Annotated in this window: 14 protein-coding genes and 1 other RNA gene; 5 read left to right on the top strand and 10 right to left on the bottom strand. The window is 44.8% G+C overall.

The annotated features are described in order from the left end of the window. Nucleotides 1–12: 12 nt before the first annotated feature. From ACL934_RS18755 to ffs, 8 genes are all read right to left on the bottom strand, one after another. Nucleotides 13–405 carry a hypothetical protein gene (locus ACL934_RS18755; protein WP_413612773.1) on the bottom strand — a complete coding sequence of 131 codons (393 nt, stop codon included), beginning with the start codon at nt 403–405 and terminating at the stop codon, nt 13–15. A gap of 71 nt (nt 406–476) precedes the next feature. Continuing rightward, entirely contained in the window at nt 477–1,004 is a 528-nt protein-coding gene (locus ACL934_RS18750; RefSeq protein ID WP_413612772.1) for a 4'-phosphopantetheinyl transferase family protein, read from the bottom strand. Between the two features lie 24 nt (nt 1,005–1,028). Further along, nucleotides 1,029–1,994: a quinolinate synthase NadA gene (gene nadA / locus ACL934_RS18745; RefSeq protein ID WP_374076111.1), complete on the bottom strand. Its 966-nt coding sequence runs from the start codon at nt 1,992–1,994 to the stop codon at nt 1,029–1,031. Between the two features lie 68 nt (nt 1,995–2,062). After that, nucleotides 2,063–2,656 (bottom strand): GTP-binding protein, encoded by a 594-nt coding sequence (locus tag ACL934_RS18740; RefSeq protein ID WP_063205482.1) that lies wholly within the window; start codon nt 2,654–2,656, stop codon nt 2,063–2,065. Then, the gene (gene recR / locus ACL934_RS18735) at nt 2,656–3,270 is read right to left on the bottom strand and encodes a recombination mediator RecR (RefSeq protein WP_374076110.1); all 615 of its coding nucleotides are present in this window, start codon (nt 3,268–3,270) and stop codon (nt 2,656–2,658) included. Before recR ends, ACL934_RS18740 begins: the two co-directional genes overlap by 1 nt. A gap of 38 nt (nt 3,271–3,308) precedes the next feature. After that, the gene (locus tag ACL934_RS18730; protein WP_413612771.1) at nt 3,309–3,632 is read right to left on the bottom strand and encodes a YbaB/EbfC family nucleoid-associated protein; all 324 of its coding nucleotides are present in this window, start codon (nt 3,630–3,632) and stop codon (nt 3,309–3,311) included. A gap of 2 nt (nt 3,633–3,634) precedes the next feature. Beyond that, the gene (gene dnaX / locus ACL934_RS18725) at nt 3,635–5,467 is read right to left on the bottom strand and encodes a DNA polymerase III subunit gamma/tau (protein WP_413612770.1); all 1,833 of its coding nucleotides are present in this window, start codon (nt 5,465–5,467) and stop codon (nt 3,635–3,637) included. Between the two features lie 18 nt (nt 5,468–5,485). Then, nucleotides 5,486–5,584, bottom strand: an RNA gene (gene ffs / locus ACL934_RS18720) — signal recognition particle sRNA small type. A gap of 387 nt (nt 5,585–5,971) precedes the next feature. Between ffs and ACL934_RS18715 the strand changes: the two genes are divergently transcribed. Next, nucleotides 5,972–6,340 carry a hypothetical protein gene (locus ACL934_RS18715; protein WP_374076105.1) on the top strand — a complete coding sequence of 123 codons (369 nt, stop codon included), beginning with the start codon at nt 5,972–5,974 and terminating at the stop codon, nt 6,338–6,340. A gap of 268 nt (nt 6,341–6,608) precedes the next feature. Beyond that, nucleotides 6,609–7,295, top strand: coding sequence for an ankyrin repeat domain-containing protein (locus ACL934_RS18710; protein ID WP_374076103.1), 687 nt, complete (start codon nt 6,609–6,611; stop codon nt 7,293–7,295). 60 nt (nt 7,296–7,355) lie between these two features. On the opposite strand, the gene ACL934_RS18705 is transcribed toward ACL934_RS18710, so the two are convergent. Further along, nucleotides 7,356–8,582: an NADP-dependent isocitrate dehydrogenase gene (locus ACL934_RS18705; RefSeq protein ID WP_413612769.1), complete on the bottom strand. Its 1,227-nt coding sequence runs from the start codon at nt 8,580–8,582 to the stop codon at nt 7,356–7,358. A 223-nt stretch (nt 8,583–8,805) separates the two neighbouring features. Here ACL934_RS18705 and ACL934_RS18700 point away from each other — a divergent pair, with 223 nt between their 5' ends. Continuing rightward, nucleotides 8,806–9,594, top strand: a complete 789-nt coding sequence (locus ACL934_RS18700; protein WP_374076101.1) for a M48 family metallopeptidase — start codon at nt 8,806–8,808, stop codon at nt 9,592–9,594. Between the two features lie 88 nt (nt 9,595–9,682). Beyond that, nucleotides 9,683–10,117: a hypothetical protein gene (locus ACL934_RS18695; RefSeq protein ID WP_413612768.1), complete on the top strand. Its 435-nt coding sequence runs from the start codon at nt 9,683–9,685 to the stop codon at nt 10,115–10,117. Between the two features lie 38 nt (nt 10,118–10,155). Here ACL934_RS18695 and ACL934_RS18690 read toward each other — a convergent pair whose 3' ends face one another. Further along, on the bottom strand, nt 10,156–10,758 hold the full coding sequence (locus tag ACL934_RS18690; protein WP_413612767.1) for a TetR/AcrR family transcriptional regulator: 603 nt from the start codon (nt 10,756–10,758) through the stop codon (nt 10,156–10,158). Between the two features lie 137 nt (nt 10,759–10,895). Between ACL934_RS18690 and ACL934_RS18685 the strand changes: the two genes are divergently transcribed. Further along, a complete protein-coding gene (locus tag ACL934_RS18685) occupies nt 10,896–11,477 on the top strand; it encodes an NAD(P)H-dependent oxidoreductase (protein WP_413612766.1) in 582 nt (193 codons plus the stop codon). Nucleotides 11,478–11,495: the final 18 nt, after the last annotated feature.

Genomic DNA, 11,495 nt, shown 5'->3' with positions numbered 1-11,495 from the left:
TTGGGGAAGAGCTTAGTCCAGCTCTCCGGGTTTTGGCAGAAGGTCCATCAGGCATTCTCTCCAATACTCGGGAGCTTCATCGCTGTAATCGACAGCCACATAGAAACCTTTTTTACCCAGAAGCTGCGTGCGAGTGATCACACCGGAAACCTCTAGATTCATTTCTTCCAGATGCATAAAGACGCGGTCGCCAATCAAAACATCTAAAGTCAAAGTTTTGCGAAGAGCCGACGGAATCAAGTCATCACGTTTAATGAGGAGTAAGAGTCCCGTTGACGAAGCTTCTACGATCTCACAGTTCTTTGCGATCTTTGCAAAGTCATCAAGTGAAGTGAGATACGAAATATGAATGGGAGAGACTTCTTTCCTTGGAGCCACTCTGCGGTTGTATTTTGTACTTCCCATTAGTCACCTACCTTAACAATTCAGTACATTAACACTTGGTTAATAAACTCTTCGGCAGGACCAGACCAAAGTTAAGAGGGAAAAACAAAAAAGCTGTAAACGTGTTCCTGAAAATGAACCACGACACCTCTATTTTCAGAGGGAGAACCATGAATTTCCGGGTTCAAAAGACGGTATGTCTCAGTATGAGAATCAATATTTTTCCAAGCCCCTACAGAAATTTTTGAAACCACCGACGGCTGGTTATAAGAGCGAAGCGCTTTGAAAATCGCTTCTTTCGCACTCCACAAAGAGGCGGGTGACGGAGCTGCTAAAACTTCTTCTGAAGAAGACACACGAGCTACCGTTTTTTCTTCGACGCGGGCTTTGACTTCGACATCAACACCGATCGCAGAGTTAGAAGCCACGACAACACCCATTCCTTCGCAGTGAGAAACGGACGTGTGCAATTTTTCGTCGGCAAAGACCGAAGCTAATTCTGCGCGCATCAACTCACGATGAGAAGGATTCTGACTGCCCCATTCAGGCTTTGCAAAAATTTGTAGATCAGGAGTCAGGGACTTTTTAAGGAACTCGATTGTGCTTTTTGAAAGAGCCATGGTTCGAGTTCCTCAAATGAAAAATTAAACGGTGAATTCTGCGGGCCAAGTAACAGGCTTGCCGCTTGTGATATCCATCATACGATCCAAAGACACTTTGGCTTTCAAGCGAAGGTCTTCGCTTAAGCCCACTTGAGGTTTGAAAGACTCAAGGGCGTATTTGATCTTTTCCATGGAGTTCATCTTCATGTAAGGGCAGTTGTTGCAAGAGCAACCTGAATCCAACACAGGCGCTTGAATCAACGTCACATCCGGACGTTTTTTCTGCATCTGATGAAAGATTCCAGTTTCTGTTGCGACAATAAATTTCTTCGCAGGATTTTTTTCAACTTCTTCAAGCAGGCGGGAAGTTGAACCAATCACAGAGGCATATTGCAAAACAGACTCATCGCACTCGGGATGCGCAATCACAACAGCGTCGGGATGTTGGGCAATCAGCTCATGTAATTTTTTGGCGTTGAAAAGCACGTGAACTTCACAAGCCCCCGGCCACAATTCAAATTCACGACCTAGTTTCTTAGAAAGCCAACGACCCAAGTGTTGGTCCGGGCCAAAAAGAATCTTACGATCTTTAGGAATCGACTCTACGATTTGTTGAGCATTGGAAGACGTGATGATCACATCAGAAATAGATTTCACTTCCGCACTGGAGTTGATGTAAGTCACAGCAATTCCATCGGGATGCTGACGGCGCCACGCCAAGTATTTTTCGTAAGGCGCACCCTTAACTAAGGAACAACTTGCTTCCATATCAGGAACAAGAACTGTCTTTGTCGGATTCAAAATCTTCACGCTTTCCGCCATGAAGACCACACCAGCAAGAAGGATCACATCTTGTTTTACTTGTTGACCCATTTTCGCGAGATAAAAACTATCACCGACATAATCGGCCACATCTTGAATATCACCATCTTCATAATAGTGAGCCAAGATCACAGCATTCTTTTCTTTTTTCAGGCGCTGAATATCAGCAACAATATCATACGACATATCAACCTCGGGCTTATTGTAACCCAAATGAATACGAGTGGCCTCATATAACACGGTTGTGAGGGAAACTAAAGAGTCGTTCCACCTTTAAGCACGTTAATAATTGATTTAGAAACGGTCTTAAGTGATTCAAAAACGCCTTTGCCTTCCGAAGCGCAGCCTTCAATTTCAGGCGCGTTATAAGGGTTTAATGCGCTTCTAAGCTCAGCTAAAGAAGCCACATTTGGCAAATCACGTTTGTTGTATTGCATAATAAGAGGGATTTCGCGGATGTCGTAGCCTTGTTGTTCCAAGTTTCTCTCTAAATTGCGAAGGGATTCTAAGTTTTCATCCATACGCTCAATTTGCGAGTCTGCTACGAAAATGACGCCATCCAAACCTTTAAGGATCAATTTACGAGAAGCATCGTAAACCACTTGGCCTGGAACCGTATAAAGGTGAAAACGGGTTTTGAAACCACGAATGTCACCCACGTTCAAAGGCAAGAAGTCAAAGAACAGAGTGCGCTCGATGTCCGTATTCAATGCCACGAGCTTGGATTTTTGATCCTCCGCCGTTTTTTGATAAACCCACTGAATGTTCGTTGTCTTACCGCCCAATGAAGGACCGTAGTACACGACTTTGCAGTGAATCTCTTTGGCATTGTAGTTAATAAAGGACATTACAGCTCCACTCTATTTTGCAGGGCACGACCCATAGTTCTATCATCTATGAAATCGATGTCGCTGCCAATAGGAACTCCATGGGCAATGCGAGAAAGTTTCAAACCTTTGCCTTGAAGTTGCTTCGCTAGGTACAAAATTGTCGTATCACCTTCTAAATCGGCATCCAAAGCGAGGATAACTTCCTTAATAACAGGACCATCGCCTTCGATTCCGGCGTCGATACGCTCGATCAGTTCTTTGATTTTCAATTCTTGAGGACCAATGCCTTCCAGAGGAGAAATCGCTCCATGCAACACATGGTAACGTCCACGGAAAGCACCGGAAGATTCAATGCGCATGATATCTGCGGGTTCTTCCACGATACACAAAGAATCGTCAGAACGGTGTGCGTCCTCACAATAGCGGCAGATATCTGTGTCCGTGTAGTTAAAGCAACGAGGGCATTCATGAACCTCGGCCTTAACGCGAAGAAGGGCTTCACTCAAACGCTCTGGGAATTCACTCTGCGATTTTAGAATAAAATACGCCAAACGCTGAGCCGTCTTAGGCCCGATGCCGGGAAGACGACTCAATTCGTGGGTTAGTTTTTCTAATGCAGAAATATGTAACAAGAGCTACTCCAGCTAAAGCACTGTGGGCTTCCGCCCGCCTAGAACATACCTGGGATGTTTAGTCCGCCAGTGATTTTTTCCATCTCTTTTGCAGAGGTGTCTTTAGCAACTTTAACAGCTTCGTTGGTTGCAGACATAACCATGTCTTGAAGCATTTCAACGTCGCCTGCTTTTAGAACTTCAGGATCAATAGTCAAAGAAGTGATCATGTGATCGCCGTTCACTTTTACTTTTACAGCGCCACCGCCAGAAGTTGCTTCGTATTCTTTTTTCGCAAGCTCTTCTTGGGCTTTTTTCATTTTCATTTGCATCTGATTAGCTTGCTTCATCAGTTGCGCCATTCCGCCTTGCATGCCTTTCATAACTATCTCCCTGCGCTGTCGCGCTTAGTTTCCACTATGGATTTGATATGCCCTTTGAAAACATCTTGGGCGGCTTTCACCATAGGGTTTTCGGCGATCTTATTGCGAATTTCATCCTCGGCCATTTGCACTTTTTTCTGCTGCATGGCTTGGGCGGATTCTCCGACCTGATCGCGGCTCATTAATACCTCAAAAGAATACCCAGCACCCCAGTACGAATCAATAAATCCTTGCAGTTTTTTTCGCACTTGAGCATCAGCCATTTGCTCTTTTAAGAAGGCTAATTTAACCGGAACGCCAAGGCTGACAAGCTTTCCCTCTTCTTTTACAAAAAGTAAATTTTCGACCTTCGCAGCGAAAAGAGCGTCATCTTGGCGAAGTAATTCAACAAAATGAACCCATTTTTCCGTCGGAGTTGCGCCTGTAGCCACTTTTGGAGCCGCTGGTGCACTCGGAGCCGGTGCAGCAGGTTGCGCAGGAGCGGTTTTTACCGTCGCAGCTGGAGCTGGCGACGCCGGTTTTGCACTCACGGAACTCGAAGAAGTTTTAGCTTTTTCCAAAGCCGCCTTCATCGCTTCAAGTCCCTTAGGACCGTCCATTACTTTTTGTGATTCTTGCAGTCGATCATGTCCCGGAACGGCGGGACCTACCGGCGGAGTGTAGGGCCTGGCCCCACCTGCGCTGTGAGAGGTGGAAGCTCCGTTTTGCAACCCTGATTGCAAAAGAGTTTTTAGATCCACCAACTTCGGCGCAGAAGCCATTCGTAAAAGTGTGACCTCTAAAACAATACGCGGATCTTGAGCACGAGGAATATCACTGCCGCCCTTAAGGGCCATGTCGAAGAGCATGTGAATGTCTTCTTCAGAAAGTCGTTGTGACATGTCGGTCAAAGCCTGAAGTTCCGAATCCGGCATTTCAAGAATTTGCACGGCTTGGGTTTCAGAGACTTTTACCAAGAGCAAGTTACGGATCATCTCAAGCAAATCTTGAGAGAACAAATGAGGCTCAAAACCAGCCGCCGCAATTTTCTCAATCACTTTCATGATAGCTTGAGAGTTGCGATCAATGAGGCCGTTCAAAGTTTCAAAAAGAAGAGCCCGATCCGTGAGCCCCAGAATTTCCACAACATTCGTGCGACTCAAAGGCCCGTTTGCAAATGTGATCACTTGATCGAGCAAACTTTGTGAGTCGCGCATAGAACCATCACCCTGACGAGCGATCACCCAAAGAGCTTCCTCTTCAGCCTGAACGCCTTCGCGATCACAGATGAGTTTTAATCTCTCTGTGATCTGACGGGTAGGGATTCTTCTAAAATCAAAACGCTGACAGCGTGACAAGATCGTTTGAGGAATCTTGTGAACCTCTGTCGTCGCCATAATAAAAATCACGTGAGGAGGTGGCTCTTCCAAAGTCTTCAACAAAGCGTTGAAGGCACTTGTGGAAAGCATGTGAACTTCGTCGATGATGTAGATCTTGTATTTTCCACTGGAAGGCATGAACGCCACGGTGTCGCGAAGTTCACGAATCGCATCAACACCGTTGTTCGAAGCTCCGTCGATTTCTATAACGTCGACACTCGCACCAGAGGCAATTTCTTGGCACGAAGAGCACTCGTTGCAGGGAATAAAATCTTTGGCATTCGGACAACGCAAAGCCTTGGCTAAGATACGCGCAGACGAAGTTTTTCCAGTTCCGCGAGGACCTGTGAAAAGCAAAGCATGAGGCAGGCGTTGATTATTAAGAGCATTGGAAAGAGTTTGGGTAATATGATTTTGCCCGACAACGTCAGTGAAAGATTGTGGACGCCATTTGCGTGCAATCACCTGATAAGACAAAATACACCCCTCAAACAAAGTGGCCGAGCACCCCATATCACATAGACCCTCGAGTACCGTTGCTTCCTTCCGGACCTAGCGGAGTTCGTCAAGGGCGCTATTGTATGGGACCCGGCCAGGCGCAGGTTTATCTTACCGTGGGCTGCATTACATTCGATAACTCGTCGTGCCATTGAGGTAATTCTAAGTATTTATTCCTGTTAGCTGGCACGGGCTTCCAGCCCTCACTGCTTCGCCTGCGGCGAGGGCCATCCAGGCCCCGCAGAGGCCATCTATCAGGAATAAATACTTAGAATTACCTCTATGGAAGAAGTTTTCGGATTTTACGGGCCGGGAAGAAAACCAAAAGGTGCCTGCTTCTTTTTTCGGTCTACGGCGCGTCAGGAAAAGGTGCCAGGGGATTTTTTACGTCTACGGTGCATTACGCCGAAACAGGAAATGCGACTGGGGCTTTTCTTGTTTTGGGGAGGTGGTAACATGAATCCGTTTAAAAGGAGTTCTTCTATGAAAAAAGTTTTGGTTTTGCTTTTGGTGCTTCCGTTTTTTGCTCAGGCGCAATCTGTTGGCGTTAAAGATATTCCTGCAGGGGAAGATACTACGATTGAGATTAAAAAAGGGACTAAGGCTACTGACAGAGAATTTGAAATTGTTAACGAAGAGGAAGACATCGAAGGGGAGGCGGCTCCGCTTTTGAAAGAGGCTCGTGTTAACTGGAAAAAAGCCTGCGCTGATTGGAAGAAAGACGTGAAAGAGTTGAATAAAGAGAACCAAGTTCTTTCCGTCAACTGCGGTAAAATGGAATGTTCGACAGTTTCTATGGAGTCGACTTGCCAGTCTAAGGCCAAATATAAATTAAAAGTCCGCGTGAAATAGGGAAATTTTTTCCGAGTCTATTTCGTTCAAAGCTCAACTTGTCTGAGATGTCCGACATGTTGAGCTTCTCGACTGCCAATTCACAACTCATTACAGAGCTTAAGAAAATTCACTAAGAAATATTCTCAATAGCGTTTTGTTTTTTATTCCAAATGCCTTTTTGAAATCAGGCAGTTGGAATTTTTTGTCATGCGACCGTGTTATTAATCAGGTCCCGCGTGGACGGTATCGGTCATAGAATAAAATCACATCAGAATAGAGAGCAAAAATGCGATTTAAGAATTGGATTCTTCTCTGGACATTGGCGTTTGGTGCATTTTCGGAGGCTCAGCAAAAGGAGATCAAAGTGGAAGCCTATCCTCAAACTCCGTCGTTATTGGAGGCTGTGAAAAATCACGACACGGAACTTGTTCAAGCGGTTCTAAAGAGTAAAACGAATTTGGAGGTCATGGATTCGCAGAAACGGACGCCTTTGCTTATTGCCACACAAAATAACGATGTTGAAATTGCGCGTCTCTTGATTGAGGCGGGTGCAGATGTGAATGCGCAGGATCAGAAGCAAGACAGTCCTTTGTTGTATGCAGGAGCTGAAGGACGTTTGCAGATTCTAAGACTGATTATCTCAAAGGGAAAACCCAACTTTAAAATCTACAATCGCTACGGAGGAACGGCTTTGATTCCCGCTTGCGAGCGAGGCCATGTCGATATCGTCAAAGAACTTTTGAAAACGAAGATTGATATCAATCACAAAAATAATTTGGGTTGGACGGCATTGATGGAGACTATCGTGTTGGGTGACGGAGGCCCAAGGCAGCAGGAGATCTTGCAGCTTCTGGTGAATGCCAAAGCTGATTTCAATATTCCCGACAATGATGGAATTACCCCGTTGGCTCACGCAAAGCGACGCAAGTTCGCTGAGATGGTGAATATTCTAGAAAAAGCGGGCGCACTCTAGATAAAAAAAGCCCCGGTTTTTACGCCGAGGCTTTTAAGTAAATCAGATTTAAAATCTCAATTACATTGAAAGAGCTTTTTTCAAGTTTGAATCAAGCTTTTCTAGGAACGGCTCTGTGTTCAAGTATTTGTCTGCTGGAACTTTGTCGCCGTAGATGCAAACTGCAAGGTCTTTTGTCATGAAGCCAGCTTCAACTGTTTCAACACAAACTTTTTCCAAAGTTTGAGCGAACTTCACTAGATCAGTGTTGCCATCCAAGTTTCCACGGTGCTCAAGACCACGAGTCCAAGCAAAGATAGAAGCGATTGGATTTGTTGAAGTCGGTTTACCTTGTTGGTGCTGACGGTAGTGACGAGTCACTGTTCCGTGAGCCGCTTCAGCTTCCATTGTTTTTCCATCTGGAGTTACAAGAACTGAAGTCATAAGACCCAAAGAACCGAAACCTTGCGCTACAGTGTCAGATTGAACGTCGCCATCGTAGTTCTTACAAGCCCATACGAAGTTACCATTCCATTTCAAAGCCGACGCAACCATGTCGTCAATCAAGCGGTGTTCGTAAGTGATGCCAGCAGCATCGAACTTCGCTTTGAATTCTTTTTGGTAGATTTCTTCAAAGATGTCTTTGAAACGACCATCGTACTTTTTCAAGATTGTGTTCTTAGTAGAAAGGTACAAAGGCCATTTTTTAGAAAGAGCTTGGTTGAAACAAGAACGTGCAAAACCAGAGATAGATTCATCTGTGTTGTACATTGCCATTGCAACGCCATCACCTTTGAAGTTGTAAACTTCGTGTTGGATCTTTTCGCCGTTTTCACCTTCGAAAGTGATCGTCAATTTGCCTTTACCTTTCGTCACGAAATCTGTCGCGCGGTATTGGTCACCGAATGCGTGACGACCGATGCAGATTGGTGCTGTCCAGTTAGGGACCAAACGAGGAACGTTTTTGCAGATGATAGGTTCACGGAAAACAGTACCATCCAAGATGTTACGGATAGTGCCGTTTGGTGACTTCCACATTTGTTTCAAGTTGAATTCTTTAACGCGAGCTTCGTCAGGAGTGATCGTCGCGCACTTGATACCAACATTGTATTTTTTGATCGCTTCAGCAGCGTCTACAGTCACTTGGTCGTTGGTAGCATCACGATGCTCCATGCCCAAATCGAAATACTTAATGTCGATTTCTAGGTAAGGAAGAATCAATTTTTCCTTGATGAATTTCCAGATGATTCTTGTCATTTCATCGCCGTCGAGCTCAACGACGGGATTTGCAACTTTGATCTTTTTCATAAGTCGGTCCTTTTGTCTTTGGATTGCTAAAGCCTTGAAAATATAGAATGAAGTTTGAACTCTTTCAAAGGAAAACAGAATTTCCTTGGCCTCAAGCCGTCGTAAAAAGCCCTATGACGAGGTCGGTCACGACCAAAAGCCCTGCGTTGTGGCTCTTTAAGGTGACTCATTCTTTAATCTTAGGGTGGTTGCTCTATCTGGGGAACCTCGTTAGGATTTTTGTATGAAAAATACAATCTTCGTTATCTTCGCGTTTCTCGTTTCATGTGTAACTTCAACTGAACAAGGTGCTATCGGTGTTCAGCGTAAGCAGTTGTTGCTTGTGCCGAGCGAACAAATCGTTTCGATGTCAGCACAGGCTTACGGACAAACAAAAGAAGAAGCTCAGAAGAAGGGCCTTCTTGATAAAAATCCACAGCAGGTTCAGCGAGTTCAAGCGATTGCAAGAAGGCTAACTCCACAAACAGCTACTTTCAGAAGTGATGCGCCTCAATGGGCCTGGGAAGTTCACGTGATTACATCTCCGGAACTCAATGCGTACTGCATGCCGGGCGGAAAGATCATGTTCTATTCAGGCATTATTGAAAAACTCAAACTCACTGACGGAGAGATCGCAGCGATCATGGGTCATGAAATCGCCCATGCTTTGCGTGAACACGGTCGTGAGAGAATGTCTGAAGAGCTGATCAAAAGCGGTTTAGCTCAAGCGATCCTCCTTTCAGGAAAAGTCGATGCGAAGTATGTTGGAATTGCAGACCAAGTTACGACATTGGCCGTATCGTTACCGCACAGTCGTGGACAAGAGTCTGAAGCCGACGACATTGGTCTAGAGTTGATGGCTCGCGCGGGCTACAATCCTCAAGAAGCTGTGACATTGTGGAAAAAAATGGCGTCAGCAGGTGGTGGCAAACCACCCGAGTTCTTAAGCACGCATCCCGCAGATGACACTCGTATCAGAGGAATTTCGGCACTTTTACCTAAGGTTATGCCTCTTTACGAACAAGCAAAATAACAGACACCTGATTCGTCACACGCCCCGTGGATTTTCTTAGACTAAAACATCCTGCAGTCACAGGATGTTTTAAAAAAAGGAGATCCTTATGAGATTCAATAAAATTATTGGAGCTTCTCTGTGTGTTGCTCTTCTTGCACTCAATGCTTGGGCCGATGATCCGCCACCACCTCCCGAAACAAAAGCGCCATTAACAACAATAGTAACCAATGACGACGGTGAGAAGCTTGTCGCAGATAGTATTGGTAAAACTTTGTACGTTTTTGATCCGGATATGAATAAGCCAACTCCCACTTGCACAGGCGATTGCGCTGAAGTGTGGCCGCCCTACATTCTGACTGACGAAGAGGCTTTAGATTTAAAAGCACCGTTGGGTCATGTTCTAAGAGCGAATAATAAAGCGCAACTTACTTACGATGGTCGTCCCGTTTACACATATGCTTTCGACCGTGTTGAAGGTGATGATTTCGGAGATGGCATCGGGGGAGTTTGGCACTACATCGAATTGGAAGAGAAACCATAATATTAAAAATAAAAAAGCGGTCTGTGTCACAGGCCGCTTTATTTCAAAATAGACCTCTCAATAAATTCCAAATGAATTTCAACAGCCGATTTGATGTCGGTTTTGGTTTTTACACTTTGAAACTGTCCGTCTAAAAGAAGAATCGAAAATCCATGAATGGCCGACCAAATAGACCGCGCCGTAGACAGAGCATCTTCCTTGCGAAAAACTTGTGCTTTCATTCCTTCTTGCAAGACATCTAGCAACGACACGAAGGCCTTTCCGCCGATCTCATCAAGTTCTTTGCGTTGCTCTTTCGAGCAGCGCAACTCGCGATGGAACATACTGCGATAGTGACCAGGATTTTCCAGAGCAAACTCAATGTAAGCGCGGCCTGTTGCTTGAAGTTTCTGGCGGGGAGTGCGGGCTTTCACTAATTCTTTTTCAAAGGCTAAGGTCAGCGCCAAGAAGCCTTCTTCCGCGATATAAGATAACAAGTCCTGTTTTGATTGGAAGTGCCGATAGACAGCCGTGTGACTCACTTTGAGGCTTTTTGCGATTTCACGTAACGTAAAATCGACTTCACCCTTTTTCTGAATGATTTCAACGGTTTTTTTAATAGCGGCACTTTTTAAGTCGCCATGATGATACGTCTTTACCATGAAAAAAAGACTAGCAGACTTTTTCTATGTTTACAATGGTCACATTAATGTTACCATTGGTTACATGAAGAAATTAGATGCTTTTTGCCGAATATTGAATGTTTTTTCGTTTTAGCTCTGTATGTTGGAGGCGTTTTGTGAAAAAGAAAATTTTAGTTATCAACGGTCATCCCAATGATGAAAGTCTTTGCGCTTCTTTAGCATTAAGTTACTTCCAGGGAGCCGAGCAAGCAGGTCACGAAGTGAAACTTACGCACCTATCGCGTCTGTCTTTTGATCCGATCTTACACAAAGGCTATTTGAAAATTCAGGAACTCGAACCTGACTTGGTCCAAGCGCAAAAGGATATTTTGTGGGCGGACCATTTGGTGTTTATATATCCTATATGGTGGAGTTCAGTTCCCGCTCTGCTCAAAGGCTTTTTAGACCGTGTGCTTTTGCCAGGATTTGCTTTTAAATATCACAAGAATGATCCCTTCTGGGATAAGTTGCTCAAGGGACGTACGGGAAGAATCATTCTAACAACGGATGCACCTTGGTTTTGGAATCTTTTAGTGAATTGGGATCCCGCCATTCGCACAATGAAAAAAGGTGTGCTGGAATTTTGCGGAATTAAACCCGTGGGAGTCACGCAGTATGACTCCTTGAAAAGTAGAAAACCCGAAGATATTAAAAAATATCTTCAGAAGACTTTTGAATTGGGTCGTAAGGCCGTTTAAAACAGGGGACCCGACGGG

It is taken from the genome of Bdellovibrio sp. HCB-110 (assembly GCF_047323225.1).
Classification (GTDB): domain Bacteria; phylum Bdellovibrionota; class Bdellovibrionia; order Bdellovibrionales; family Bdellovibrionaceae; genus Bdellovibrio.
This window is presented reverse-complemented; position numbering and strand designations above follow the sequence as displayed.

Bases quoted from the DNA above. Each gene is read 5' to 3' on its own strand.
- ACL934_RS18755 (WP_413612773.1), bottom strand. From the start codon at position 405: ATGGGAAGTACAAAATACAACCGCAGAGTGGCTCCAAGGAAAGAAGTC.
- ACL934_RS18750 (WP_413612772.1), bottom strand. From the start codon at position 1,004: ATGGCTCTTTCAAAAAGCACAATCGAGTTCCTTAAAAAGTCCCTGACT.
- nadA (WP_374076111.1), bottom strand. From the start codon at position 1,994: ATGTCGTATGATATTGTTGCTGATATTCAGCGCCTGAAAAAAGAAAAG.
- ACL934_RS18740 (WP_063205482.1), bottom strand. From the start codon at position 2,656: ATGTCCTTTATTAACTACAATGCCAAAGAGATTCACTGCAAAGTCGTG.
- ACL934_RS18730 (WP_413612771.1), bottom strand. From the start codon at position 3,632: ATGAAAGGCATGCAAGGCGGAATGGCGCAACTGATGAAGCAAGCTAAT.
- ACL934_RS18715 (WP_374076105.1), top strand. From the start codon at position 5,972: ATGAAAAAAGTTTTGGTTTTGCTTTTGGTGCTTCCGTTTTTTGCTCAG.
- ACL934_RS18710 (WP_374076103.1), top strand. From the start codon at position 6,609: ATGCGATTTAAGAATTGGATTCTTCTCTGGACATTGGCGTTTGGTGCA.
- ACL934_RS18705 (WP_413612769.1), bottom strand. From the start codon at position 8,582: ATGAAAAAGATCAAAGTTGCAAATCCCGTCGTTGAGCTCGACGGCGAT.
- ACL934_RS18700 (WP_374076101.1), top strand. From the start codon at position 8,806: ATGAAAAATACAATCTTCGTTATCTTCGCGTTTCTCGTTTCATGTGTA.
- ACL934_RS18695 (WP_413612768.1), top strand. From the start codon at position 9,683: ATGAGATTCAATAAAATTATTGGAGCTTCTCTGTGTGTTGCTCTTCTT.
- ACL934_RS18690 (WP_413612767.1), bottom strand. From the start codon at position 10,758: ATGGTAAAGACGTATCATCATGGCGACTTAAAAAGTGCCGCTATTAAA.